General features: G+C 71.0%; 18 protein-coding genes and 1 tRNA gene. 16 read left to right on the top strand and 3 right to left on the bottom strand.

The window, feature by feature from the left end:
- Positions 1 to 80 precede the first annotated feature (80 nt).
- A complete protein-coding gene (locus OG892_RS28025; protein WP_371630597.1) occupies positions 81 to 7,442 on the bottom strand; it encodes a hypothetical protein in 7,362 nt (2,453 codons plus the stop codon).
- A gap of 436 nt (positions 7,443 to 7,878) precedes the next feature.
- Between OG892_RS28025 and OG892_RS28030 the strand changes: the two genes are divergently transcribed.
- Complete coding sequence (locus tag OG892_RS28030; protein ID WP_371630598.1) at positions 7,879 to 9,249, top strand: cellulase family glycosylhydrolase; 1,371 nt, start codon at positions 7,879 to 7,881, stop codon at positions 9,247 to 9,249.
- 19 nt (positions 9,250 to 9,268) lie between these two features.
- A complete protein-coding gene (locus tag OG892_RS28035; protein WP_371630599.1) occupies positions 9,269 to 9,742 on the top strand; it encodes a HEAT repeat domain-containing protein in 474 nt (157 codons plus the stop codon).
- A 122-nt stretch (positions 9,743 to 9,864) separates the two neighbouring features.
- Here OG892_RS28035 and OG892_RS28040 read toward each other — a convergent pair whose 3' ends face one another.
- On the bottom strand, positions 9,865 to 10,206 hold the full coding sequence (locus OG892_RS28040) for an immunity 53 family protein (RefSeq protein ID WP_073736897.1): 342 nt from the start codon (positions 10,204 to 10,206) through the stop codon (positions 9,865 to 9,867).
- 109 nt (positions 10,207 to 10,315) lie between these two features.
- Between OG892_RS28040 and OG892_RS28045 the strand changes: the two genes are divergently transcribed.
- Positions 10,316 to 10,711: a VOC family protein gene (locus OG892_RS28045; protein WP_073736896.1), complete on the top strand. Its 396-nt coding sequence runs from the start codon at positions 10,316 to 10,318 to the stop codon at positions 10,709 to 10,711.
- Between the two features lie 144 nt (positions 10,712 to 10,855).
- On the opposite strand, the gene OG892_RS28050 is transcribed toward OG892_RS28045, so the two are convergent.
- Positions 10,856 to 10,927: transfer RNA gene (locus tag OG892_RS28050), tRNA-Arg, on the bottom strand.
- A gap of 251 nt (positions 10,928 to 11,178) precedes the next feature.
- Between OG892_RS28050 and OG892_RS28055 the strand changes: the two genes are divergently transcribed.
- The 13 genes from OG892_RS28055 (at position 11,179) to OG892_RS28115 (ending at position 25,747) form a co-directional block, all read left to right on the top strand.
- Positions 11,179 to 11,613: a response regulator gene (locus OG892_RS28055; protein WP_242436760.1), complete on the top strand. Its 435-nt coding sequence runs from the start codon at positions 11,179 to 11,181 to the stop codon at positions 11,611 to 11,613.
- A 66-nt stretch (positions 11,614 to 11,679) separates the two neighbouring features.
- A complete protein-coding gene (nrtL, locus tag OG892_RS28060; protein ID WP_371630600.1) occupies positions 11,680 to 12,762 on the top strand; it encodes an ArgS-related anticodon-binding protein NrtL in 1,083 nt (360 codons plus the stop codon).
- Positions 12,763 to 12,788: 26 nt separating this feature from the next.
- On the top strand, positions 12,789 to 14,180 hold the full coding sequence (lysA, locus tag OG892_RS28065) for a diaminopimelate decarboxylase (RefSeq protein WP_327339054.1): 1,392 nt from the start codon (positions 12,789 to 12,791) through the stop codon (positions 14,178 to 14,180).
- Positions 14,181 to 14,306: 126 nt separating this feature from the next.
- Positions 14,307 to 15,608 carry a homoserine dehydrogenase gene (locus OG892_RS28070; RefSeq protein WP_328865373.1) on the top strand — a complete coding sequence of 434 codons (1,302 nt, stop codon included), beginning with the start codon at positions 14,307 to 14,309 and terminating at the stop codon, positions 15,606 to 15,608.
- Positions 15,609 to 15,614: 6 nt separating this feature from the next.
- The gene (thrC, locus tag OG892_RS28075) at positions 15,615 to 16,685 is read left to right on the top strand and encodes a threonine synthase (RefSeq protein WP_073736893.1); all 1,071 of its coding nucleotides are present in this window, start codon (positions 15,615 to 15,617) and stop codon (positions 16,683 to 16,685) included.
- A gap of 375 nt (positions 16,686 to 17,060) precedes the next feature.
- On the top strand, positions 17,061 to 17,978 hold the full coding sequence (thrB, locus tag OG892_RS28080; RefSeq protein ID WP_073736892.1) for a homoserine kinase: 918 nt from the start codon (positions 17,061 to 17,063) through the stop codon (positions 17,976 to 17,978).
- A 391-nt stretch (positions 17,979 to 18,369) separates the two neighbouring features.
- A complete protein-coding gene (rho, locus tag OG892_RS28085) occupies positions 18,370 to 20,454 on the top strand; it encodes a transcription termination factor Rho (RefSeq protein ID WP_371630601.1) in 2,085 nt (694 codons plus the stop codon).
- A 356-nt stretch (positions 20,455 to 20,810) separates the two neighbouring features.
- The gene (locus OG892_RS28090; RefSeq protein ID WP_371630602.1) at positions 20,811 to 21,911 is read left to right on the top strand and encodes an LCP family protein; all 1,101 of its coding nucleotides are present in this window, start codon (positions 20,811 to 20,813) and stop codon (positions 21,909 to 21,911) included.
- A 142-nt stretch (positions 21,912 to 22,053) separates the two neighbouring features.
- On the top strand, positions 22,054 to 22,278 hold the full coding sequence (gene rpmE, locus OG892_RS28095) for a 50S ribosomal protein L31 (RefSeq protein WP_073736889.1): 225 nt from the start codon (positions 22,054 to 22,056) through the stop codon (positions 22,276 to 22,278).
- 151 nt (positions 22,279 to 22,429) lie between these two features.
- Positions 22,430 to 23,506, top strand: a complete 1,077-nt coding sequence (gene prfA, locus OG892_RS28100; protein WP_073736888.1) for a peptide chain release factor 1 — start codon at positions 22,430 to 22,432, stop codon at positions 23,504 to 23,506.
- A gap of 45 nt (positions 23,507 to 23,551) precedes the next feature.
- Positions 23,552 to 24,397: a peptide chain release factor N(5)-glutamine methyltransferase gene (prmC, locus tag OG892_RS28105; protein WP_073736887.1), complete on the top strand. Its 846-nt coding sequence runs from the start codon at positions 23,552 to 23,554 to the stop codon at positions 24,395 to 24,397.
- A gap of 64 nt (positions 24,398 to 24,461) precedes the next feature.
- Positions 24,462 to 25,109 carry an L-threonylcarbamoyladenylate synthase gene (locus OG892_RS28110; RefSeq protein ID WP_024490827.1) on the top strand — a complete coding sequence of 216 codons (648 nt, stop codon included), beginning with the start codon at positions 24,462 to 24,464 and terminating at the stop codon, positions 25,107 to 25,109.
- The gene (locus tag OG892_RS28115) at positions 25,106 to 25,747 is read left to right on the top strand and encodes a protein-tyrosine-phosphatase (RefSeq protein ID WP_073736886.1); all 642 of its coding nucleotides are present in this window, start codon (positions 25,106 to 25,108) and stop codon (positions 25,745 to 25,747) included. Before OG892_RS28110 ends, OG892_RS28115 begins: the two co-directional genes overlap by 4 nt.
- The last annotated feature ends 124 nt before the right edge of the window (positions 25,748 to 25,871 follow it).

Genomic DNA, 25,871 nt, shown 5'->3' on the forward strand with positions numbered 1-25,871 from the left:
TAAAGAATTCCGGCAAACGATTCCGGTGAGGCTTTCCCTGAAGAGTCAACTTCCAGGAAAAGCCTCACCGGTAAAGCATTCTACGGCATGTAGATTACGTCGATCTTCCCTGCGAGTTCAGGGGTGTCGGCGACCATGTGCCGAAATGCGGTCGCGGCTTCGGGTGTGCTCACGTAGTACACGATGGGCGTGTACGTGTTGCTGCCCGCAGCCTTGGCTCCTGCTACCTGGGCCTTGGCCTCCGTCACAGGGGCGGTGATGAACGGTTTGAACTTACCCGTGGCCGGGTCGATGATCTTGCTGTCCTCCCAGAACTTGGCGTCAATCAGCTTGCCGTCCTGATAGCCGTCGAGCTTTACGTACTCGCCCTTCCGTCCGGCCACCGGGTACTTCATCTTGAGTTTGTAGACGAAGCCTTCCGGCACCCCGCCGGTAACCCGCTGCTGGTAGGCGGCGGCACCGGCGGACATGCCTTCGTTCGCCTGCGACCAGGCCCCGGGCCCGTTGAGTCCACCGACCCAGCAACCGGGCCCGGTCTTGCCACCGCTGGACGCGGCGGCGGAGAAGGACGCCTGTCTGAAGGTCGCGGTGCTGACCGTCTCGCACGCATCGTTGAGCTTCCGGACGATGCGGCTGACCATGCCCTCGACGGCAGCCTCGGTCAGGCCGACGGACCGGAGCGCCTTCCACGCGTCGACGAAGCCGATTCCGGTCCTGGCGGCGGCGTCCATCGCCGTCACCGCGGTCTTGGCCGCCTTGAAGAGCGCGCCCGCGACGAACCAGCTGGCCGCCCAGGCGCAGTCGCCCCAGCTGCCGCCCGACACACCAGGGGTGATCAGCTTGGCGCAGCCGATGAAGTCGCCGAGCAGGATGTCGACCGGATCAATGCCCGAGTTGAAGTCGACCATCGACAGCGTGTAGGACATCCGCTTGGTCTCGGCGTCCGAGACCTCCGGGCCGAGGTAGACCGTCTCCGCGTTCGGGCAACTGCCCGAATAGGACTCCGGGGTGGCCATGCACATGAACAGGTCGACGTGCGACTTGTACGTGACATCAGCCGTGATCGTGCAGTCCCCGAAGTGAATGATCGGGTTGCAGTTGTCCTTGACGACGTTCTTGGGATCACCGATGTACTCGATGTGGTCGAGGACCGCCCACACCCCGCCGATCCCAGTGGTGACTCCCTGTGTGATCTGGTCGGTGTTGCCGCTCTTCTCCGTCCGGTCCGCGGCCTCCTGAGCCTCGTTCGCCGCGTCCCACGCGCCCTCGGAGGCCTTCTCCGCCGCCGTCGCGTCGGTCTCCGCCTTGGTGGCGGTGGAGCGGGCACTGGCCGCGTCCTCCTCGGCCTTGGTGGCCGTGGCGCGGGCCGAAGCGGCATCGTGCTCCGCCTCGGTGGCCGCGCTGTCCGCTGCGGCCGCGTCCGTCTGAGCGTCGTTCGACGCCGTCCAGGCCTTCGCTACGTCCGCGCCCGCCGACTGGGCATAGCCGTCGGCGCGCTTGGCCGAGGCCTGAGCGAGCTTCGCGTCCGCCGCGGCCTGGGTGGCCGAGGACTGGGCCCGCTGGTACGCCTTGGCGGCGCGGACCGCGTCGGACGCCGCTGCCGCGGACGCCTCCGCTGCGAGCTTCATGTCCGCCGCGGCCTTCGCGGCGAGGGCCTTCGCCTCCGCGGAGAACCCCTCGGCCATGTCGGCCGTGGCGCCGGCCGCGGCTGCCTGCTGCTGTGCGACCGTCAGGGACTGCTGGCCGAGGAGCGTCGCGAACGCGGCCGAGCTGTCGGTCTCCTGGTACGGGCCGCCGAGGCTGATCGCCTCGTTCGCCGGCTTGTTCACCGCTGCTGCGGAGTCCCGCGCCGCGAGTGACGACTGCACCGCCGCGAGCGCCTTGCCCGCGGTGGTCGCCGCCCAGGACGCTGTCTGGACCGCTTCACTGCGAGCGGCCGCCGCCTCCTCCTTCGCTGTCTTGGCCGCGGCGGAAGCCTTCTCCGACTCCTCCTTGGCTCCCTTGGCGTCGAGCGCCGCCGCCTCCGAGGCGTCGATGGCCTCGGCCGCCGCGGCGTGGGCTGCCGCGGCGGAACCGGCCGCCACCAGGTAGGACGCCCAGGTGGCGTCGGACGCCGCCTTGGCGCGCGCTGCCGCGCCCTGTGCCTTGGTGGCAGCCTCACGGGCGTTGGTGGCCGCGGTCGTGGCCGCGTTCGCCGACGCGCGTGCGTTGGTGGCCGCCGTCGTCGCGGTGTCGGCGGCGCTACGGGCGTCGGTGGCCGCGGCACGGGCCGCCTCCGCCGCGTCCGTACTGTCCACCGCGTCGGCGTGCGCCTCCAGTGCCGCGGCCTTGGCCTTCAGCGAGTCCCGCCGCTGCTCGGCCTCAAGGGCGTCGCCACGGGCGGCGACCGCGTCGCGCTCCGCCTGCTCCGCGTCGGCCCTGCGGGACGACGCCGTGGCTCCGGACGCCTCCGCCGACGCACGCGCGTCCGAGGCTATCCGGCCCTGCGCGACCGCATCCGCCTCATGGCCGGCGGCCTTGTCCCGCTCGCTCTCCGCGGTGGCCCGGTAGGCCGCCGCGTTGGCGCGCTCCAACTCGGCTACAGCACGCGTCCGTTGAGCCTCGGCTGCGGCCTTGCGGGCGTCCTCCTCCTCCGCCAGGGCGGTTTCCTTGGCCTTCTTGGCCGTGGCGGCGTTCGCCGCGGCCGAGGCTGCGTAGGCGTCGGCGCTGTCCGCCGCGGCCTTCGCCTGGGAGGCGGCCTCCTGCGCGGCGATCCGGCGGAACTCGGTGTTGACCGCGTGCGCCTCGGTCTTCGCCAGGGCGAGCAGCGCCTCGGACGTCGACACGGTCGCGTTCGCCGCGTTCAGCGCGGTCTCGGTCGCCTTCGCGGCGGCCGTGGCGGCCGCACCGGAGGCGCGGGCTACCTGGACCGACTGCTGGGCGTAGAGCAGCCCGCGCCCGCGCGGCACCTCTGCGGCGTCTGCGATCGCCCAGGCCTGCTGCTGGCCGGTCACCGCGCGTTGCGCGGCGGCCTTGGCAGCGGTGGCCTGCTGCTGGGAGGTGGTGACGAGCGCCTGGACCTTGCCCCGGGCCTTCGCGAGGTCCGTCTTCGCCTTGTCGAAGAGGGCCTGCTTCGGCTTGAGGATGTCGTCCGGGTCGTTCTCCAGCTGGTCGTGCCAGTACTTCTGCCAGCGCAGGATCTGGTCGGCGAGCCACGCCTGGCCGATGGCCTCGACCATGTTGTCCGCGGTGGACCGGGTCGCGGCGGCGGCGTCCGCCTCCGCCTGCATGATGACCGCACGCGGGGCCGCCTGGCCGGCGTACTCCGCGTCCCACTCGGCCGAGGCCTGCGAGACGACCTCGCTCAGGGAGTTGCGCGGGTCCACCGGGTCCTGGTGGTTGCACGAGGCCCAGTCCTGCTTGAGGCTCTCGACCTCGACGCGGAACTCGGGGGAGTCCTCGGCGACCTTCTTGCCGAGGAAGCCGCCGTGCCGCAGGTAACTGGCGATGTCGGCCGAGGTCGTACCGCCGGAGTACCGGGTGTTGCTCACATTCGAGGGCCGCAGCATGACGTCGGCCTCGAAGTCGTGCCAGCTGTCCTTGCCCCGGTTCTGCTCGGTGACCTCCCGGGCCTTCGCCAGCGCCTCGTCGCCCGCGTTGGTGTGGTCGTCCCAGCCCAGCCGCTGGGACAGCTCGGCCTGGGAGGCCAGGGTGAACCCGAGGATGTCCTCGCCGAACTCCGGCGCGTGCAGGGTGATCCCGTCGTCGAACGAGCTCATCGCGTACGGCCGGTTGGCGTCCTCCAGGAGGGCCTCACGGGCCGCCATCGCGTCCCGGAAGGCGTAGCCGGCCTTCTCGTCCTGGTCTCGGGCCTGCCCCAGGGGCATGAACCCGATCCAGCCGACGTCACCGATGACGGCGTCCAGCTGCTCGTTCGTGCCGGTCAGGCCCTCGATGGCCTTGGCCTTCATCTTGGCGCCGCCCGCGTGCAGGGCGACTCCGGCGAGGCACTGGTTGAGGCGCGGGGTGGAGCGGACGTCACTGATGACCGCGGTCAGCTCGGTGAGCCGGCGCAGGGCGTTGTCGGCGTCGACGAAGATCTGCCGCACGCCTTCGGACACCTTCTCCACCGCCTGGGCGAGCGCGGGCACCCTGCCCACGATCGCGACGGAGGAGGCGATGTCGACGAGATCCCAGAGGCAGTCCTCGACGTCGTAGCCGGCCAGACACTCCTTAACGTCGGCCGCGTCGAGCTGATCGAACAGGATCTGTCCGCCGTTGGCCTTCACCCACGCCACGAGGTCCACCGAGACGGCCTTCAGGCCGCCCCGGTAGTCGTCGACACAGGTCTGGCCGCACGCGTCGAGGAGGATCTTCTCCTCGCGCTCGCCCAGGACCGGCCAGTTGTCGGCGCCGCCCTTGATGGGCGTGACGCCCTCCGCGAGGGCGTCCTGGTGCGCGGCCTCGTTCTTCTCGCGCTGTTCCTTCTCCGCCTGCTCGGCCGCATCCTCGGCGGCGGTGCTGTCGCCCTGTGCGTCGGACGCCTTGCCCTCGGCGTCCTTGGCGTCCTTCTCCGCCTGATCCGCCTTGTCCTGGGCGCCCTTGGCGGCTTCCCCGGCCCGGCCCGCCTTCTCGTTCGCCTCCGCGACGTGCCGTTCGGCGTCGGTCGCCTCGCGGTCCGCCGCGTCGGCGGTGTCGCGCGCGTCGGTCGCGAGGAGAGCGGCACTGGCCGCGTCGGTACCCGCCTGTTCCGAGAATCCGGCCGCTTCGGTCGACGCGCTCTTGGCACCCTTGTGGGCGGCCGACGCCTCGGCGGCGGACGCCTGGGCGCGGGTCACGGCCTCGACGGCACGCACCGAATCGCTCGCGGCACGTGCGGCGGCCTCCGCGGCGAGCTTGGCGTCGCCCGTGGCCTGCGTGGCAGCCTGCTGCGCGGACTCGGACGCCGCTGCCGCCTCGGTGGCCTTGGCCTCGGCAGCCGCCGCCTGCTGCTCGGCGATTGTCTTCGACGACTGGCCGACGAGTACGGCGAACGCGGCCGAACTGTCCGTCACCCGGTAGGGGGTTCCCACCGCGATGGCCTCGTTGGAGGCGGTGATCGCCTCCTTCGCGCTGTCACGCGCAGCCAGCGCCGCCTGTCCGGCCGCGTAGGCGCGGCCGACCGCGGTCGCGGCAGTCTTCACAGCCGCGGCCGCGCCGGTCCCGGCCGCCACCGACTCCTGCTCGGCCTTCTTGGCCAGTTCCGTGGCGTTCCCCGACGCCGTGGCGGCGTTGTCGGCGAGGAGCGCCGCGTCCTGCGAAGCGTCCAGGGCCACGGCAGCGGCGGCGTACGCGGAGGAGGACGCGTCGAGGGACGTGCGGTATGCCGACCACGCCTTGACCGCGTCGGCCTCGGCACGCTTGGCGGCGCCCTCCGCCTTGGTCGCGGCGGTCCGCGCGCCGACGGCGGCGGTGGTCGCCTCGTCCGCCGCGGTCTGCGCGGCGGTGGCGGCCTGGGCCGCCTGGCTCGCCGCCGTACGGGCGGCGGTGGCCGAGGCCCGGGTCTCGGTGGCAGCGGCGGTGCCCTCGGCAGCGGTGGCCGCCGCTTCGAGTGCGGCGGCGCGGGCCGCGACGGCCTGCTTCGCCCGGAGCGCGACGACGGCCTTCTCACGCGCGGTCTGCGCGGCCTTCGCCTTCTCGGTGGCGACCTTGCGCTTCGCCGTCGCGTCGGTGGTCGCGGTCTCGGCAGCCGTATCGGCGCTACTGGCCGTCGTCTGCTGGGTCGCCGCCCGCTGCTCGGCCTCCTGCGCCTTGGCCCGCTCGGTGGCGGCAGTGGCGCGGGAGGCGGCCGCGTTGGCCTTCTCCGTCTGCGCCTTGGCGCGTTCGGAAGCGGCGGTGGCGGCGGCCGTCTCGGCCTTGTTCCGCTTCTGCTCCGCCGTCGTGCGGGCGTCCTTCGCCGTCTTCGCGCTGTCGGCGGCGGCCCCGGCGTTGGTCTCGGCGCTGTCGGCGGCGGCCTTCGCCTGGGCGGCGGCCTCCTCGGCGGCGACGCGGCGGAACTCGGTGCTGATGGCGTGCGAGTCGGTCTGCGCCTTGGCGAGCAGGGCGTCCGCGTTCGCGATCGTCGCGTTGGCGGCGGAGAGCGCGGTCTCGGTCGCCTTCGAGGCGGCTGTGGCGGCGGCCGCGGAGGCGCGGGCCACCTGGACCGACTGCTGGGCGTACATCAGGCCCCGGCCGCGCGGAACATGGGCGCTGTCGGCGACGGCCCAGGCCTCCTGCTGCGCGGTCGCGGCCTTCTGCGCGGCCGTGGCGGCCTTGCCCGCCTGCGCCTTGGCCGAGACGACCAGGGCGGCCACCTTGGTGCGGGCGGCGCTCAGGTCGGCCGTGGCCTTGTCGTAGAACGCCTGGTCGGGCTTCTCGAAGATCGTGTCCGGGTCGTTGGCGAGCTCGTCCTGCCAGTACTTGCGCCAGATCAGGATCTGCTCGACGATCCAGGCCTGCCGGATGGCCTCGACCATGTCGTTGGTCGCGGACTGGGTCGCCGCGGCGGCGTCCGCCTCCGCCTGGATGACCGCGGCCCGCTGGGGGGCCTGCCCCGCGTACTCCGACTCCCACTCGACCATCGCGGTCATGAGCGGGGCGTTGAGCTTGCGGCGCGGGTCGATCGGGTTCTGGTAGTCACAGGCCGCCCAGGCCTGCTTGAGGTCCTCGACCTCGACGCGGTACTCGGGCGAGTCCTCGGCCGGTGCCTCGGTCGAGTATCCGCCGCGCCGCAGGTAGGAGGCGATGTCGCTGGAGGTGGTACCGCCCGAGTAGTCGTATCCGACGTCCCGCAGCATGTCGCTCGCCGCGGCGTCGTTCCAGCTGTCCTTGCCCTCGTTCTCGTCGGTGATGACCCGGGCGCGGGCGATTGCCTCGTCGCTGGCCTCGCTGTGGCCGTCCCAGCCGAGCGGGGAGACGAGCTGGACCTGGTTGATCGCGGTGAAGTAGTTCACGTCCGCGCCGAACGCGGGCGCGTGCCACTCCATGTCGTCGCTGGCCCACGCGGACTCGCGGTAGGGCTTGTTGGCCTCGTCGAGCTCCTCGGTACGCAGGTCCATGGCGTCCCGGTAGGCCTTGCCGTCGTCCTCGTCGGCGGTTCCGGCCGTGCCCAGGGGGCCGAAGCCGATCCAGCCGATGTCGCCGATGGCCTCGCGGAGCTGCGCGTCGGTGCCGGTCAGGGCCTCGATGGCCTTGGCCTTCATCTGCGGTCCGCCGACGTGCAGCGCCACACCCGCGAGGCAGCGGTCACGCCGGGGGGACTCGCCGACGCTGTTACGGGTGTACCCGGTGTCCTCCTCGGGCGCCGGGGCGGCCAGCGCCTGCGGAGCCTGGATCACACCCATCAGTACGGCCGCGGCGGTGACGAGCGCCGTCGCACTGGTGGCTCTTGCCAGTGTGGAACGTATGCGACGCCGGCGTCTGCCGACGTCTCTGAGCATTGACATGTCTGCCTTGCAATCTCTAGACCGTTCGGCAGCACCTCTGCATGAGCATGACAGGCGGCCCGCTGTCCGGGTCAGACTCCCCGCGGCGCGACAACTGCCGGCGTGCTCGCCTCTTCCACACGTCGACGCTGCCGCTTGCTCCGTGAGAGTGCCATGAACACGCCTTCACGTGAAGGTTGAATGATCTTCACTAACCGGGCACAGGATTCAGTAGTGGGCAAAGTGATCCACTTATTGATCATCTTGTTATCCGGTGGGACGCCCGAACCCCGGGCGCGGGCCGGGTCGTCGGAATCTCCCGGTGTCGGATGCCTTCTGCGCCATCGGCGTACGGGTGTACGGTCTCGGGCCAACGGAGAAATGGGAGCGCTCCCATATCCCGCACAACTCCCATGGCTCCCATCGTCGTTGTCCGCTTCGCACGAGGAGGAACGCCTTGAAACGCTTTCTCGCCTTACTGGCGACCTGCGCGACGGTCCTGGGCCTCACGGCACTGGTCACTCCCCAGGCGGCGGTGGCCGCCACCGGCTGCCGGGTCGACTACACCGTCACCAACACCTGGCAGGGCGGCTTCCAGGCCGCGGTGAAGATCACCAACCTGGGCGCCCCCGTAGCCGGCTGGAAGCTCGGATTCGCCATGCCTGACACGGGGCAGCGGCTCGCGCAGGGCTGGAACGCCACCTGGTCGCAGTCCGGCTCCGCCGTCACCGCCACCGCCCCGGACTGGAACGCCGCGCTGGCCACCGGCGCGGCGGCCGACCTGGGGTTCACGGGCTCCTTCACGGGCGCCAACCCGGCCCCCTCCGCGTTCACGCTCAACGGCGTCACCTGCACGGGCTCCGACGGGCCCCCGCCGGTCGTGGACGACGGCACCCCCGTGGGGATCAACGGACGGCTCCACGTCTGCGGAGTGAACCTGTGCAACCAGTACGACCGCCCCGTACAGCTGCGGGGCATGAGCACCCACGGCATCCAGTGGTTCAGTCAGTGCTACAACGCCGCCTCGATGGACGCGCTGGCCCATGACTGGAAGGCGGACCTCCTGCGCATCGCGATGTACGTGCAGGAAGACGGCTACGAGACCGACCCGGCGGGCTTCACGGACCGCGTGAACGGCCTCGTCGACATGGCCGAGGACCGGGGCATGTACGCCCTGATCGACTTCCACACCCTGACGCCGGGCGATCCGAACTACAACCTCGACCGCGCCAGGACGTTCTTCGCCTCCGTCGTCGCCCGCAACGCCGACAAGGCGAACGTGATCTACGAGATCGCCAACGAGCCCAACGGCGTGAGCTGGTCGGCCATCAAGAGCTACGCCGAACAGGTCATCCCGGTCATCCGGGCCGCCGACCCGGACGCGGTCGTCATCGTCGGCACCCGTGGCTGGTCCTCCCTGGGAGTCTCCGACGGCTCGGGCGAGAGCGAGATCGTCAACAACCCCGTCAACGCCGCCAACATCATGTACACGTTCCACTTCTACGCCGCGAGCCACAAGGACAACTACCGCGCGGCCGTGAGCCGGGCCGCCACACAACTGCCGCTGTTCGTGACCGAGTTCGGCACGGTGAGTGCCACCGGCGGTGGGACGATGGACCGGGCGAGCACCACGACCTGGCTGGACCTCCTCGACCAGCTGAAGATCAGCTACGCGAACTGGACCTACTCCGACGCTCCGGAGAGCAGCGCCGCGCTCCGGCCGGGTACGTGCGACGGCACGGACTACAGCACCAGCGGCGTGCTGACCGAGTCCGGAGCACTGCTCAAGGACCGGATCAGCACTCCGGACCACTTCCCGACCGGCTGACCCTTCCTAAGCTCTGGTCATGGACGGATATCAGGGCCTGACGGCATTGATCGAATCGGCCTGGGAAGAACTGAACGGCTCCGATGCGGGCCGCCGGGACCTCTGCCTCGATGTCATCAGCGACGTCCTGGAAACGGGTCGCCTGACGCCGGGTGACGCCGAGCGGGCCGTCGAACACCTCGTCGCAGTCGCGCTTTCCGACGAGAGCCACCCGGTACGGGAGTCCGCGCTGCACGCGGTTCTCACCGCCTCCACGCACTACGAGCTCCCCTACCGGGTGGTGGAGCCGCTCGCCGTCGGTGCGGATGCCTTTGAGCCTGTGCTCCTGGACTACGTCCTGGGCGTACTCGGCTCGACTCATGACCAGGCGGTGCTTCCGGTCGTTGAACGGTTCCTTCAGCATCCCCACCCCGAGGTGCGCCGGGAGGCCGCGGAGGCGGTGAACGAAGTGCGCCGGAGCCGGGAGACCGCTCAGGGAGAGGCTGTCCAGTAGCTCCGGAACTCAGCGGCTGGGCCGCACAGCAACCGCTTCGGCCTGGGGTACACCCCGACGGACTACCTCTCGGCGCGGGCGACTCCCAGCCAGGTGCCCACAGGGTGCGCCGGCCCCTCAGGTCACCGGTTCGGCGTCTCCGGCTCCGCACCGGTCCAGGGAGCGGTCGTTGTCGCCCACGTTCGGAACAGGGCGAGGGCCTCAGTGAGGTTTCCGGGGCCGCACGCGGCGTGGAAGGTCTTCTCGGCGGTCCAGGTACGGACCCAGTCCTGCGTGCTGCGGCTGAACCCCTGGAGGCTGTACTCGCGTTCTTCCAGGTCCGTCTCCTCAAGATCGATCTCGATGGTCCAGCCCGGGTTGTCGAGCGTGGCGATCTTCACGCCCCACTCGTGCTCCCAGTCGCCGTCGCACTGCTGCGCGTACCAGTTCTGCAGCCAGTCGAGAAGGGGCTCCGCATCGCTCATGGCCGGAGATGCTAAGTGAGTCGCGCACAGAGGGCCCGGCCGGTACCGGCCGGGCCCGCAGGCGGCCTGGACAGTACGCTGGCCCCCGTCCGTACGGTCTGGGGGAGTCATGGCGAGTAGGTTCACCGAGTTGTCCGTCGACTGCCACGATCCGGAGCGGCTCGCGGCCTTCTGGTGCGAGGTGCTGGATTTCCAGGTGATCGACCGGAGTGAGGGCAAGGTCGAGATCGGCTCCTGGGCGCCGACCGTCGAAGACGTCCGGACCCGCCAGATGCCGCCCACCCTGGTGTTCATCCAGGTGTCCGAGGGCAAGGCCGTGAAGAACCGGCTCCACCTCGACGTCAGCCCGATCGACGACAGCACCGAGGGCGAGGTGAGCCGCTTGCTCGGTCTCGGTGCCACCAGGACGGACGTGGGTCAGGGCTCGGACCGGAACTGGGTGGTCATGGCAGATCCCGAGGGCAACGAGTTCTGCGTCCTGCGCACCCTGGCGCCGCAGAACTAGGGCCTGGACGCGGGCCTGACAGCGCTGGTCACCGGTCACTGGTCACGCAACGACAAAAGAGCCGGACCCAGTGACACTGGGTCCGGCTCTCGAAGTCTGGCACTTCACCTGTCCAGCGCCGTAATCACGCTGTTCCGGTGGAAGTGCCCCCGGCAGGATTCGAACCTGCGCACCCGGCTCCGGAGGCCGATGCTCTATCCCCTGAGCTACGGGGGCGTATCGCGGTGTTGCTCTGCGACGGGTGAAACACTACCAGCTTCGACGGGGTGGCCGTGAACAGGTATTTCCGCGCCGCCACAGAGTCGCCGCGCAGGCACCACAGAGACAGCGCGGAGCCGCCGCGAAGGGGCTGGACGGCGCGCCCGGACCGTCGCACACACATCCGGCCAACCTTCGCCGCCACCCCTCCGGGGACGGAAGTGGGCAAAACCCGGACGCAGCCACTCCGGCCCGCCTACTCTCGAAGAGTGTCAGTGGCGTCCGGCCGCGTGCTTGTTGTCGACGACAACAAGGTCATCCGGCAGTTGATCAGGGTCAATCTTGAGCTTGAGGGCTTCGAGGTCGTGACCGCGGCCGATGGTGTCGAGTGTCTGGATCTGGTGCATCGGGTCAGCCCCGATGTCATCACGCTCGATGTCGTCATGCCCCGGCTGGACGGTCTGCAGACGGCCACCAGACTCCGCTCCGATCCGCGGACCCGGCATCTGCCCGTCGCGATCATCAGTGCCTGTACGCCGTACGAGGTGGACAACGGCGTGGCGGCGGGGGTCGACGCGTTCCTGGCGAAGCCCTTCGAGCCGAGCGAGCTGGTGCGGGTCGTACGACAGTTGATGGAGCGCGGCCGGCCGCCCGCGCTCGACGGCAGGCAGGGTGCGGGGCGGGCGGAGAGCGCCGCCGGCTGACCGGATGCTGACCGGATGGCGAAACCGGTTCGCGAAAGGCCCCCCTCCCTCCCATACGCTTGTCCCGTGACCCCCGCCGATCTCTCCTCGACCGTGCTGCACGCCGTGCGCCGCGCGGTCGACGAGGACGCCTTGCGCGCGCCCGTGCCCGCGCGCGTGCGAGTGGAGAGGACGCGGCCCGGCGGGCGCGGCGACTACGCCAGTGCCGTCGCCCTCCAGCTGGCCGGGCCCGCCGCACTGCCCGCACGCGAGGTGGCCGAGATCCTTCGGATGCGCATCGCCGGGGCGCCCGGGATCGGGCGGGTCGAGATCACCGGCCCCGGCTTCCTGAACTTCACGCTCGACGCCGCCACCGACGCCGCCGCCCACGGCGCACTCGTCCGCCAGGTGCTGGAGCGCGGGACGCGGTACGGGCACGGCGACGCGCTCGCCGGGGCACCCCTGCAATTCAGCCACGCCCGCGAGGTCCGGGCCGCGGTCACCGCCGACGCGGTGCGCCGGCTGGTACGGGCCCAGGGCGCACCCGTACGCATCAGCTGCGACGAGGCCGCCGACCCGGACTGGGCAGGGCTGGGGATCACCGTCGACGCCCACGGACGGCCCCCCGTACCCCTCACGGAGATACGGCCCGTCCCGGCCGGTGCCGCCGCCGGTGAGCTGCTCGCACGGCTCGGGCCCGACGCCACCCGCTGGGGGCTGCTCCGGCCGGCCGGGCACGACCGCGCCCCGCTCGGGGGCGAGCTCCTCGTCCAGGGCGAGGGCAACCCGCTGTTCCTGGTCCGCTACGCGCACGCCCGCACCCGTGCGCTGAGCCGCGGCGCGAAACTGCTCGGGTTCACGGGCGACCCCGGCCAGGACGCAGGTGAGGCGCCGGGGCCCGAGGCGCTCGCGCTCCTCGCCGTCGTCGCCGACCACCCCGCCGTCCTCGCCGCCGCCGCCCGCCACCGCGCACCCGACCGGCTCGCCCGCCACCTCGAAGCGGTCGCGCACGCGTTCTTCGACTTCCACGACGCCGCGTCACCGCTTCCCGCCGGGGACGAGAAACCCTCGGCCGCCCACCGCACCCGGCTCGCCCTCGCCGAAGCCGCCGGGACGGTGCTGGCAGGCGGCCTGTCCCTGCTCGGCGTCAGCGCGCCCCCGTACCTCTGAGAGACCCGAGAGAGCAGAGCAACACGATGAGCCGATCCGCACACCCCGCCGGTCCCCGTCACGCCGACGTCATGACCGAGGGCCACTACTCCGCCCCGGCCGAGGACCTCAACGTCCTCGACGAGAAGGTCTGGTCCCGCACCGTCACCCGCGACGAGCACGGCGCCCTGACCGTCGGCGGGATCGAAGTCGCCCGGCTGGCCGAGGAGTTCGGGACCCCGGCCTACTTCCTGGACGAGGCCGACTTCCGGGACCGCTGCCGCGCCTGGTCCGACGCCTTCGGCCCCGGCGCCGACGTCTTCTACGCGGGCAAGGCCTTCCTCTCCCGCGCGGTCGTGCGCTGGCTGAAGGAGGAGGGACTCAACCTCGACGTCTGCTCCGGCGGCGAGCTGACCACCGCGCTGGACGCCGGGATGCCCGCGGAGCGCATCGCCTTCCACGGCAACAACAAGACGGTCGACGAGATCGAGCGGGCCGTCACGGCGGGCGTCGGGCGGATCGTCCTCGACTCCTTCCAGGAGATCGTCCGGGTCTCCCACATCGCGCAGCGGCTCGGCCGCCGCCAGCCCGTGCAGATCCGGGTGACCGTCGGCGTCGAGGCCCACACCCACGAGTTCATCGCCACCGCGCACGAGGACCAGAAGTTCGGCATCGCGCTGGCCGGGGGACAGGCCGCGGAAGCGGTCCGGCGGGCGCTCACCCTCGACGGGCTCGAACTGATCGGCATCCACTCGCACATCGGCTCGCAGATCTTCGACATGGCCGGCTTCGAGGTCTCCGCCCGGCGCGTGGTGCAGCTGCTGGCCGAGGTCCGCGACGAGCACGGCGTCGAGCTGCCCGAGATCGACCTCGGCGGCGGCCTCGGTATCGCGTACACCTCGGAGGACGACCCGCGCGAGCCGCACGAGATCGCCAAGGCCCTCGGTGACATCGTGACCCGCGAGTGCGAGGCCGCCGGGCTCGCCACCCCCCGGATCTCCGTCGAGCCGGGCCGCGCCATCGTCGGACCGACCGCCTTCACGCTGTACGAGGTCGGCACGATCAAGCCCCTGGAGGGGCTGCGGACGTACGTCAGCGTCGACGGCGGCATGTCGGACAACATCCGCACCGCCCTGTACGACGCCGAGTACAGCGTCGCGCTCGTCTCCCGCACCTCGGACGCGGAGCCGATGCTCGTCCGGGTCGTGGGCAAGCACTGCGAGAGCGGCGACATCGTGGTCAAGGACGCCTTCCTGCCGTCCGACCTGGCCCCCGGCGACCTGATCGCGGTCCCCGCCACCGGCGCGTACTGCCGTTCCATGGCGAGCAACTACAACCACGCGCTGCGCCCGCCGGTCGTCGCCGTGCGCGACGGCGAGGCGCGGGTCATCGTCCGGCGCGAGACGGAGGAAGATCTCCTGCGTCTCGACGTCGGCTGACGCCGTATTTCCCGGGGCACACCCCAGGTCCCCGGTAAACATCTCAGGATCCGGACGGGTGGCGGGGAACGCCCGTCCGGTGAGTGAGACTGGTCCATACATCAGATGTAAAGGAAACGAGGTCGGATGATGCGTACGCGTCCGCTGAAGGTGGCGCTGCTGGGCTGTGGAGTGGTCGGCTCAGAGGTGGCGCGCATCATGACGACGCACGCCGACGACCTCGCCGCGCGCATCGGCGCGCCGGTGGAGCTCGCCGGTGTCGCCGTGCGCCGGCCCTCCAAGGTGCGCGAGGGCATCGACCCCGCACTGATCACCACCGACGCGACGGCCCTGGTCAAACGGGGCGACATCGACGTCGTCATCGAGGTCATCGGTGGCATCGAGCCCGCCCGCACGCTCATCCGCTCCGCCTTCGAGCACGGCGCCAGCGTGGTCTCCGCCAACAAGGCGCTCCTCGCGGAGGACGGCGCCGCCCTGCACGCCGAGGCCGAGAAGCACGGCCGGGACCTCTACTACGAGGCCGCCGTTGCGGGCGCCATCCCGCTCGTCCGGCCGCTGCGAGAGTCCCTCGCCGGCGACAAGGTCAACCGGGTCCTCGGCATCGTCAACGGCACCACGAACTTCATCCTCGACAAGATGGACACCAGTGGCGCCGGGTACTCGGAGGCGCTCGACGAGGCCACCGCGCTCGGATACGCGGAGGCCGACCCCACCGCCGACGTCGAGGGCTTCGACGCCGCCGCCAAGGCCGCGATCCTCGCCGGCATCGCCTTCCACACCCGGGTGAAGATCGGTGACGTGCACCGCGAGGGCATCACCGAGGTCACGGCCGCCGACATCGCCTCCGCCCGCCGCATGGGCTGCACCGTCAAGCTCCTCGCTATCTGCGAGCGCGCCGCCGACGGCCGCTCGGTCACGGCCCGCGTGCACCCCGCGATGATCCCGCTGAGCCACCCGCTCGCCTCCGTCCGCGAGGCTTACAACGCGGTGTTCGTCGAGGCGGAGGCCGCCGGGCAGCTGATGTTCTACGGCCCCGGCGCCGGTGGCGCGCCCACCGCCTCCGCGGTCCTCGGCGACCTCGTCGCGGTCTGCCGCAACAAGCTCAACGAGGCCCCGGGCCCCGGTGAGTCCGCGTACACGCGTCTGCCGGTCAGCCCGATGGGCGACGTGGTCACGCGGTACCACATCAGTCTCGACGTGGCCGACAAGCCTGGCGTACTCGCCCAGGTCGCGACGGTCTTCGCCGAACAGGGCGTATCCATCGATACGGTCCGCCAGAAAGGCCGTCAGGAAGGCGGCGGCGAGGCTTCGCTCGTCGTCGTCACCCACCGCGCGCCCGACGCCGCCCTCTCCGGGACCGTCGAGGCGCTGCGCAAGCTCGACACCGTACGCGGTGTCGCCAGCATCATGCGTGTTGAAGGGGAGTAAGGACCCATGACCACCAAGGGCACCCACCAGTGGCGCGGCATCATCGAGGAGTACCGGGACCGTCTCCCGGTCACGAGCACGACGCCGGTCGTCACGCTCCGTGAGGGCGGTACGCCGCTCGTACCCGCTCAGGTCCTCTCCGAGCGCACGGGCTGCGAGGTGCACCTCAAGGTCGAGGGCGCCAACCCCACCGGTTCCTTCAAGGACCGCGGAATGACCATGGCGATCACCCGGGCCAAGGAGGAGGGCGCGCAGGCCGTCATCTGCGCCTCCACCGGCAACACCTCCGCCTCCGCCGCCGCGTACGCGGTCCGCGCGGGCATGGTCTGCGCCGTCCTCGTACCGCAGGGCAAGATCGCGCTCGGCAAGATGGGCCAGGCGCTCGTGCACGGCGCGAAGATCCTCCAGGTCGACGGCAACTTCGACGACTGCCTGACGCTGGCCCGCTCGCTCTCGGACAACTATCCGGTGGCGCTGGTCAATTCGGTCAACCCGGTGCGCATCGAGGGTCAGAAGACCGCCGCCTTCGAGATCGTCGACGCGCTCGGCGACGCCCCGGACATCCACGTACTGCCGGTCGGCAACGCGGGCAACATCACCGCGTACTGGAAGGGGTACAGCGAGTACGCCGGGGACGGCCTGTCCACGCACAAGCCGCGGATGTGGGGCTTCCAGGCCTCCGGCTCCGCGCCCATCGTGCGCGGCGAGATCGTCAAGGACCCGTCGACCATCGCCACCGCCATCCGGATCGGCAACCCGGCCTCCTGGCAGTTCGCGCTCAACGCGCGCGACGAGTCGGGCGGCTTCATCGACGAGGTGACGGACCGGCAGATCCTGTCCGCCTACCGGCTGTTGGCCTCCCAGGAGGGCGTCTTCGTGGAGCCCGCGTCGGCCGCCTCTGTCGCCGGTCTGCTCAAGGCCGCGGAAGAGGGCAAGGTCGACCGGGGCCAGCGCATCGTCTGCACGGTCACCGGCAACGGCCTCAAGGACCCGGACTGGGCCGTCGCCGGCGCCCCCCAGCCGGTCACCGTCCCGGTCGACGCGGTAGCCGCCGCCGAGAAGCTGGGCCTCGCCTAGGACACACCTCGCGTCGGCCGCCCGGTGCCTCCTGCGCACCGGGCGGCCGACGCGGCGGCGGATTCGTCAGGAAGACGGCTCAACCGCCCCTTTCGGGGCGGAGAGCGCACCATCGGCGGGCGACACGCATCGTGCGCCTCCTGTGCGCCCTATGTCGCCACAGAACCTTCCTTCGATAAGCTGTACCCAACCCACCCCGCCGCATATGACCGGGGTGCGCGGGCCGTTGCGGCTGTCCGTCCGATCCCGGACTCACGCAATACCCGCCGCCGTAATCGCCCACCCCCAGAAGAAGCCGAAGAGCCGCAAAGAGACCCGAATATCTCGTAGCACTTCGGAATTCCCCGCCGCCTCACAAGGAGAGTCGTCAGAGCGATGGCCGGTCCCGCCTTCCGAGCCGCCGCCGTACGGGTGCGCGTCCCCGCAACCAGCGCCAACCTGGGTCCGGGCTTCGACGCCCTCGGCCTGTCGCTGGGGCTCTACGACGACGTCGTCGTCCGCGTCGCCGACGCCGGACTGCACATCGACATCGCCGGCGAGGGCGCGGACACGCTGCCCCGCGACGAGAACCACCTGCTCGTACGGTCCCTGCGCACCGCCTTCGACCTGCTCGGCGGACAGCCCCGCGGCCTGGAGATCGTCTGCGCCAACCGCATCCCGCACGGCCGGGGCCTCGGCTCGTCCTCCGCCGCCATCTGCGCCGGCATCGTCGCCGCCCGCGCGGTGACGACCGGCGGTGACGCCCGGCTCGACGACGCCGCCCTGCTGGAGCTCGCCACCGAGATCGAGGGCCATCCGGACAACGTCGCGGCCTGCCTCCTCGGCGGGTTCACGCTCGCCTGGATGGACGGCGGATCGGCCCGCGCCATCAGGATGGACCCCGCTGATTCCATCGTTCCGGTGGTTTTCGTCCCCGGCAACCCGGTGCTCACGGAGACCGCCCGCGGACTGCTTCCGCGCACCGTTCCGCACGTCGACGCCGCCTTCAACGCGGGCCGTGCCGCACTGCTCGTCGAGGCCCTGACCAGGCGCCCCGAGCTGCTGCTGACCGCCACGGAGGACCGGCTGCACCAGGAATACCGCTCCCCGGCGATGCCGCAGAGCGTGGAACTCGTGAACCGACTGCGCGCGGACGGCGTCCCCGCGGTCATCTCCGGTGCCGGGCCGACCGTGCTGGCACTGGCCGAGGACGGTGCGGCCGACAAGGTCGCACAGCTGGCGGGCGAGGGCTGGGCGGCCAACCGGCTGACTCTCGACGCCCAGGGCGCGAGCGTGCTGCCGCTCGCCCCGTAGCCGAGAAGTGATTGCCGGTGCGTGAGAGGGGGAATGTTTGTTGGAGCCGGTAGTGTTAACCTCAAGTCTGCAATCGACGTCTATGAGGCGCGTTGCTTCGTGTCCCTTTCCGGGACCACCATTTCTTCCGGGAGCCTCCCCAACTGCCTGAGCAGCCTGCCTGAGCAGTTTCGAGCACGCTCCGGAACCGGCACGACACCCTCTCGCTCGTCCAGGAGTGGGCCGAGCAGGGGGATGCTCGCGCCGGGCCCATGCACACGTTCATCTCTCCGCCGCACCTACCCGGCGGACCACCGCCCCGGCTCGGTCCGCACAACCAAAGACCGTAGTCGGACAGCACAACCGGTCGCCGAGCCAGAAGGCCGACGTCCGCTCCAGGGAAGGACCCTTCGTGAGCGACACCACCGATCTGATGGGCGTGACTGCCGACAAGAGCGTCGACAGTGCCGCGCCCGCCGAAGGTGCTGCCACTGGCACCACCGCACGGCGCCGCCGCTCCGGCACCGGCCTTGACGGCATGGTCCTGGCCGAGCTGCAGCAGGTCGCGTCCGGCCTCGGCATCAAGGGCACCGCGCGGATGCGCAAGAGCCAGCTGATCGAGGTCATCAAGGAGGCCCAGGCCGGCGGCTCCGCCGCCCCCAAGGCCGCCAAGGCCGCCGCCGCGGCCCCCGCGGAAGAGGCCGGGACCAAGCCGAAGCGCCGGGCCACCTCCAAGGCGCGCACCGGTGCCGAGGAGGCCCCGGCCGCCGCTGCCGCCGCCGACAAGACCGCGGACCAGCAACAGATCGACATCCCCGGTCAGCCGGCCAGTGACGAGCAGCCCGCGGGCGAGCGCCGTCGTCGCCGTGCGACCGCTCAGGCGGGCAGCCCGGAGACCAAGGCGGACACCAAGGCGCAGGCCAAGGACCGCACGCAGGACGAGCCGAAGCGCGAGGCCGCCGCCGAGGACCGCTCCGAGCCCAAGGCCGAGGCCGCCGCGGACAACGCGGAGGGCCGCAGGGGCGACCGCCAGGACCGGGGCCAGCGCGGCGAGCGTGGTGACCGCGGCGACCGCGGTGACCGTCGCGAGCGCCAGCGCGACCGTCGTGGCAAGGGCGGCGACGAGCAGGGCGGTGGCCAGGGCGGCCAGCGCCAGCGCCAGGGCCAGGGCCAGGGGCAGAACCAGGGCCAGGGCCAGGGTCAGGGTCAGAACCAGGGCCAGCAGGGTGGCGGCGGTCCGCAGGACGACTTCGACGACGAGGGCGGCCGTCGTGGCCGGCGCGGCCGTTACCGCGACCGCCGCGGCCGTCGTGGTCGCGACGACTTCGCCAGTGACGCACCGCCGGTCACCGACGACGACGTCCTGATCCCCGTCGCGGGCATCCTGGACATCCTCGACAACTACGCGTTCATCCGGACCTCCGGCTACCTGCCGGGCCCGAACGACGTGTACGTGTCGCTCGCCCAGGTCCGCAAGAACGGCCTGCGCAAGGGTGACCACGTCACCGGTGCGGTGCGCCAGCCCAAGGACGGCGAGCGCCGCGAGAAGTTCAACGCGCTGGTCCGCCTCGACACGGTCAACGGCATGGCGCCCGAAACCGGCCGCGGCCGCCCGGAGTTCCAGAAGCTGACGCCGCTCTACCCGCAGGACCGGCTCCGTCTGGAGACCGACTCCAACATCCTGACGACGCGCATCGTCGACCTGGTCGCCCCCATCGGCAAGGGCCAGCGAGGCCTGATCGTGGCCCCGCCGAAGACCGGTAAGACCATGATCCTCCAGGCGATCGCCAACGCGATCACGGTCAACAGCCCGGAGTGCCACCTGATGGTCGTCCTGGTCGACGAGCGTCCGGAGGAAGTCACCGACATGCAGCGGTCGGTCAAGGGCGAGGTCATCTCCTCGACCTTCGACCGTCCCGCGGAGGACCACACCACCGTCGCCGAGCTGGCCATCGAGCGCGCCAAGCGTCTCGTCGAGCTGGGTCACGACGTGGTCGTCCTGCTGGACTCGATCACCCGTCTGGGCCGCGCGTACAACCTCGCCGCCCCCGCCTCCGGCCGCATCCTGTCCGGTGGTGTCGACTCGACCGCGCTGTACCCGCCGAAGCGCTTCTTCGGTGCCGCGCGCAACATCGAGGACGGCGGCTCGCTGACCATCCTGGCCACCGCGCTCGTCGAGACCGGCTCGCGCATGGACGAGGTGATCTTCGAGGAGTTCAAGGGCACCGGCAACATGGAGCTCAAGCTCGACCGCAAGCTCTCCGACAAGCGCATCTTCCCGGCGGTGGACGTCGACGCGTCCAGCACCCGTAAGGAAGAAATCCTGCTCGGCAGCGACGAGTTGGCGATTGTCTGGAAGCTGCGCCGGGTGCTCCACGCGCTGGACCAGCAGCAGGCGATCGAGCTCCTCCTGGACCGGATGAAGAAGACCCAGTCCAACGCGGAGTTCCTGCTCCAGATCCAGAAGACGACACCGGCCCCGGGCAACAACGACTAGTCGCAGCCGCCCGGCAGCCGTACCAGGGCCGCCCCCGCCACTTCGGTGCCGGGGGCGGCCCTGTGCCGTGTCCCGGCCGCTCCCGGCCGTTGCCGATCCGAGACCTTCGCCACACGGCCACCGGGCCCCGCACCCGCCACACGTTGCCTGTACCGGGCAAGAAACCGCAGGTGAACGCCGGATCACCGGCTGTCCCCGGCCTCCGCCCGACTCCCTCCCGCACGCCCCGCGGCCACAGCACGCTGTGCAACCCTTCTTGTCGCCGTGACGTCGTACCCAACAGGGACGACGCGGCGCAGGACCCGCACACCGCAGCAGGGGGTAGCCGGGAGCAGCCGAGGGAACGAGGGAGACGGATGACCGAGCAGAGCGGGAGCACAGGCCGAATACGGGCTACCGGCAAACGCCGGAGGAAGCCGTCCCGCCGTCGCAGGGCGACCGTCATAGCCGCCTGGAGCCTGGCCGGCCTGGTCGTCGTGGGCGGTGGCGGACTCGGTTACGCCTACTTCCAGCTCGACGGCAACCTCAAGGCCGTCGACATCAACAACGCCCTCGGCAAGAACCGCCCCCAGAACGTCGACAACGGCTCCGAGGACATCCTCGTCCTGGGTTCCGACTCCCGCTCCGGCGCTAACAAGCAGTACGGCGCCGACCAGGGCGGCGCCCGCTCCGACACCGCGATGGTCGTCCACGTCAACAAGGGCCACAAGAGCGCCAGTGTCGTCTCCATCCCCCGCGACACCCTCGTCACCCGGCCCGAGTGCACGAGCGACGAGAGCGGCGCGGACGTCTCGGGCGAGCAGCGCGCGATGTTCAACACGGCGTACGAGGTCGGCGGACCGGCCTGCGCGGTCAAGACCGTCGAGTCGATGTCCGGGATCCGGATGGACCACTACCTCGAAGTCGACTTCACCGGCTTCAAGAAGCTGATCGACAAGCTCGGCGGGGTCGAGATCACCACCAAGCAGGCGATCAACGACCCCAAGAGCCACCTGAACCTGGAGCCGGGCACCCACACCCTCAACGGCGAGGAGTCGCTCGGCCTGGTCCGAACCCGCCACAGCGTCGGCGACGGCAGCGACCTCGGCCGCATCCAGCTCCAGCAGGCGTTCATCAAGGCGCTGATGGTGCAGGCGAAGAGCGTCGGCGTCCTCGACGGAACCAAGCTGTACGGCCTCGCGGACACGGCGACCAAGGCCATCACGACCGACTCCGACCTCGGCTCGGTCAAGAAGCTCGCGGGCTTCGCCAACGGGCTCAAGGGCCTCGGCGCCCAGAACGTCCACATGGTGACCCTGCCGGTCGAGTACGACCCGGCCGACCCGAACCGCGTCATACCGCAGGAGAAGGCCGGACAGCAGGTGTGGACGGCGCTCCGGCACGACCGGCCGATCCCCGCGTCCGCCACCGCGAAGTCGGCGGGCGACAAGGGCGACGCGGGCGACATCGTGGGATGACCGGAGCGCCCGGGAATAGTTCCGGGCCGACCCCGGTTTTGGGAGATACGGCCGGTCCTGGCAGACTGGTACGTCGGCCCCGGTTCACGGACGCGCAATCCGCGCGTACGACCCGGCGCCCTCCCGAAACTAGGAGACACCCTTGAAGAGCGAGATCCACCCCCAGTACTTCGAGACCCAGGTCAGCTGCACCTGTGGCGCCTCGTTCACCACCCGGTCCACCCTGGACAGCGGCGCCATCCGTGCGGACGTCTGCTCCGAGTGCCACCCGTTCTACACGGGCAAGCAGAAGATCCTCGACACCGGTGGCCGTGTGGCCCGCTTCGAGGCCCGCTTCGGCAAGGCTGCCGGCTCCGCCAGCAAGTAGCGAGCCAACTGCGCCGGTTCTCGGCGCCCTCTTCCCGGGGGCGCCGAGACCGGCGTTTTTTCCGGCCGGGACACGGCAGCCCCGTATCCCGCCCGGCAGGCATCCCGCCCGGCCGGCAGGCACGTCCAGCGAAGAAACCAGGAGCCCGAAGATGTTCGAGGCGGTCGAGGAACTGATCGGCGAACAGTCCGATCTCGAGAAGAAGCTCGCGGACCCGGCGGTCCACGCCGACCAGGCGAACGCGCGCAAGCTCAACAAGCGCTACGCCGAGCTGACCCCGATCGTCGCCACGTACCGCTCCTGGAAGCAGACCGGCGAGGACATCGAGACGGCCCGCGAGTTCGCCGCCGACGACCCCGACTTCGCCGCCGAGGTCAAGGACCTGGAGAAGGAGCGCGAGGAGCTCACCGAGAAGCTCCGCCTCCTGCTCGTACCCCGTGACCCCAGCGACGACAAGGACGTGCTCCTGGAGATCAAGGCGGGCGCGGGCGGCGACGAGTCCGCCCTGTTCGCCGGCGATCTGCTGCGCATGTACCTGCGCTACGCCGAGCGCGTCGGCTGGAAGACCGAGATCATCGACTCCACCGAGTCCGAGCTCGGCGGCTACAAGGACGTCCAGGTCGCCGTGAAGACCAAGGGCGGCAACGGGGCCACAGAGCCCGGCCAGGGCGTCTGGGCCCGGATGAAGTACGAGGGCGGCGTGCACCGCGTGCAGCGCGTGCCCTCCACCGAGTCCCAGGGCCGCATCCACACCTCCGCCGCCGGTGTGCTGGTCACGCCCGAGGCCGAGGAGGTCGACGTCGAGATCCACGCCAACGACCTGCGGATCGACGTCTACCGCTCCTCTGGCCCCGGCGGCCAGTCCGTCAACACGACGGACTCCGCCGTCCGCATCACGCACCTGCCCACCGGTGTCGTCGCCTCCTGCCAGAACGAGAAGAGCCAGCTCCAGAACAAGGAGCAGGCCATGCGCATCCTGCGCTCGCGGCTCCTGGCCGCCGCCCAGGAGGCCGCGGAGCAGGAAGCCTCCGACGTACGCCGCAGCCAGGTGCGCACGGTCGACCGCTCCGAGAAGATCCGTACCTACAACTTCCCGGAAAACCGCATCTCGGACCACCGCGTCGGCTTCAAGGCGTACAACTTGGACCAGGTGCTCGACGGTGACCTGAACGCCGTGATCCAGGCCTGCGTCGACGCCGACTCCGCCGCGAAGCTCGCCGCCGCGTAAGCTCCACCACCCCGCACCGCTCGTGAACCTGTACGGAGAACCGCGATGAACCTGCTGCTCGCCGAGGTGGCCCAGGCCACCCAGCGGCTGGCCGACGCCGGTGTGCCTTCGCCGAGATTCGACGCGGAGGAACTCGCCGCGTTCGTGCACGGCGTCAAGCGGGGCGAGCTGCACAACGTTCCGGACACCGACTTCGACGCCCGCTACTGGGAGACCATCGCCCGGCGCGAGGCCCGCGAACCGCTCCAGCACATCACCGGACGTGCCTTCTTCCGCTACCTGGAGCTCCAGGTGGGGCCGGGCGTCTTCGTGCCGCGGCCCGAGACCGAATCGGTCGTCGGCTGGGCGATAGACGCCGTCCGAGCGATGGACGTGGTCGAGCCGCTGATCGTCGACCTGTGCACGGGCTCCGGCGCCATCGCCCTCGCCATGGCCCAGGAGGTGCCGCGCTCGCGCGTGCACGCCGTGGAGCTCTCGGAGGACGCCCTCAAATGGACCAGGAAGAACGCCGAGGACTCCAGGGTCACCGTGCACCGCGGAGACGCTCTGACGGCCCTTCCCGAGCTCGACGGACAGGTCGACCTGGTCATCTCCAACCCGCCGTACATCCCGCTCACCGAATGGGAGTACGTGGCCCCGGAGGCCCGCGACCACGACCCGCAGATGGCGCTCTTCTCCGGTGAGGACGGCCTCGACACCATCCGGGGCATCGAGCGCACCGCCCACCGGCTGCTTCGCCCCGGCGGCCTCGTCGTCATCGAGCACGCCGACACCCAGGGCGGCCAGGTGCCGTGGATCTTCACCGAGGAGCGGGGCTGGGCCGACGCGGCCGATCACCCCGACCTGAACAACCGCCCCCGTTTCGCCACGGCCCGCAAGGCCATGCCGTGACCGGCGGACACCACCCGCACGACCCGTACCAGCCCTACCCGTACATGCTTGAGGAGGCCGGCTGATGGCACGGCGATACGACTGCAACGACGCGACCGACCGTACGACGGGTCTGCGCGAGGCCGCGTCCGCCGTTCGCCGCGGCGAACTGGTCGTGCTGCCCACCGACACGGTGTACGGGATCGGTGCGGACGCCTTCGGTTCCGAGGCGGTCGCCGACCTGCTGGACGCCAAGGGCCGGGGCCGCAACATGCCGACCCCCGTCCTGATCGGCTCCCCGAACACCCTGCACGGTCTGGTCACCGACTTCTCCGAGCAGGCCTGGGAGCTCGTCGACGCGTTCTGGCCCGGCGCCCTCACCCTCGTCGCCAAGCACCAGCCGTCCCTGCAGTGGGACCTCGGGGACACCCGCGGCACCGTCGCCATCCGGATGCCGCTGCACCCGGTCGCCATCGAGCTGCTCACCGAGGTCGGCCCGATGGCCGTCTCCAGCGCCAACCTCACCGGACACCCCTCGCCCGAGGACTGCGACGCCGCCCAGGAGATGCTCGGGGACTCCGTCTCCGTCTACCTCGACGGCGGTCCGACCCCGGGCATCGTCCCGTCCTCGATCGTCGACGTCACCGGCAAGGTGCCGGTCCTGCTGCGCGCCGGCGCGCTCTCCGCGGAGGAGCTGCGCAAGGTGGTACCCGACCTTGAGGTGGCCAATTGACCGCCCCTGAGGGGCGTGGCATAGCGGGGCAGACCGACACTTTCCGCATCCTCCACGTCAGCACCGGCAACGTCTGCCGCTCACCGATCACCGAGCGGCTGACCCGGCATGCCCTCGTGGACCGCCTCGGTGACCCGCTCCAGGGCGGCCTGATCGTGGAGAGCGCCGGCACCTGGGGCCACGAGGGCGCCCCGATGGAGGCCAACGCCGAAGTGGTCCTCGCGGACTTCGGCGCCGACGCCACCGGCTTCGTCGGCCGTGAGCTGCTGGACGAGCACGTGATCCGCGCCGACCTGGTCCTCACCGCCACCCGCGACCACCGGGCCCAGGTCATCTCCATGGGGCACTCGGCAGGCCTGCGGACCTTCACCCTCAAGGAGTTCACCCGGCTCGTGCGGGCGATAGACCACGCGACGCTGCCCGACGCCAAGGACGAGGGCGTCGTCGAGCGCGCCCGCGCGCTGGTGCGCGCCGCCGCCGCGCTGCGCGGCTGGCTGCTCGCCCCGACCGCGGAGGCCGACGAGGTGTACGACCCGTACGGCGCCCCGATCACGTTCTTCCGGTCCATCGGTGACGAGATCAACCAGGCCCTGGAGCCGGTCGTCACCGCGCTGACCGGCGTATCGACCCCGCGCTGACCGGCGCGGGGTCCGGCGCCCCCGCCGGACGGGCGTACCGGGAGGCGTGACAGCGGGCAGCGGGCCCGTGGCGGCCCTACATTGGAGCTGACGTCAGCGCACTCCTCCCAGGCCCGGAGCCCCC

Origin of the sequence: Streptomyces sp. NBC_00341 (genome assembly GCF_041435055.1) — a bacterium.
Classification (GTDB): domain Bacteria; phylum Actinomycetota; class Actinomycetes; order Streptomycetales; family Streptomycetaceae; genus Streptomyces.

Bases quoted from the DNA above. Each gene is read 5' to 3' on its own strand.
- OG892_RS28025 (WP_371630597.1), bottom strand. From the start codon at position 7,442: ATGTCAATGCTCAGAGACGTCGGCAGACGCCGGCGTCGCATACGTTCC.
- OG892_RS28035 (WP_371630599.1), top strand. From the start codon at position 9,269: ATGGACGGATATCAGGGCCTGACGGCATTGATCGAATCGGCCTGGGAA.
- OG892_RS28040 (WP_073736897.1), bottom strand. From the start codon at position 10,206: ATGAGCGATGCGGAGCCCCTTCTCGACTGGCTGCAGAACTGGTACGCG.
- OG892_RS28045 (WP_073736896.1), top strand. From the start codon at position 10,316: ATGGCGAGTAGGTTCACCGAGTTGTCCGTCGACTGCCACGATCCGGAG.
- lysA (WP_327339054.1), top strand. From the start codon at position 12,789: ATGAGCCGATCCGCACACCCCGCCGGTCCCCGTCACGCCGACGTCATG.
- OG892_RS28070 (WP_328865373.1), top strand. From the start codon at position 14,307: ATGATGCGTACGCGTCCGCTGAAGGTGGCGCTGCTGGGCTGTGGAGTG.
- thrC (WP_073736893.1), top strand. From the start codon at position 15,615: ATGACCACCAAGGGCACCCACCAGTGGCGCGGCATCATCGAGGAGTAC.
- thrB (WP_073736892.1), top strand. From the start codon at position 17,061: ATGGCCGGTCCCGCCTTCCGAGCCGCCGCCGTACGGGTGCGCGTCCCC.
- OG892_RS28090 (WP_371630602.1), top strand. From the start codon at position 20,811: ATGACCGAGCAGAGCGGGAGCACAGGCCGAATACGGGCTACCGGCAAA.
- prfA (WP_073736888.1), top strand. From the start codon at position 22,430: ATGTTCGAGGCGGTCGAGGAACTGATCGGCGAACAGTCCGATCTCGAG.
- prmC (WP_073736887.1), top strand. From the start codon at position 23,552: ATGAACCTGCTGCTCGCCGAGGTGGCCCAGGCCACCCAGCGGCTGGCC.
- OG892_RS28110 (WP_024490827.1), top strand. From the start codon at position 24,462: ATGGCACGGCGATACGACTGCAACGACGCGACCGACCGTACGACGGGT.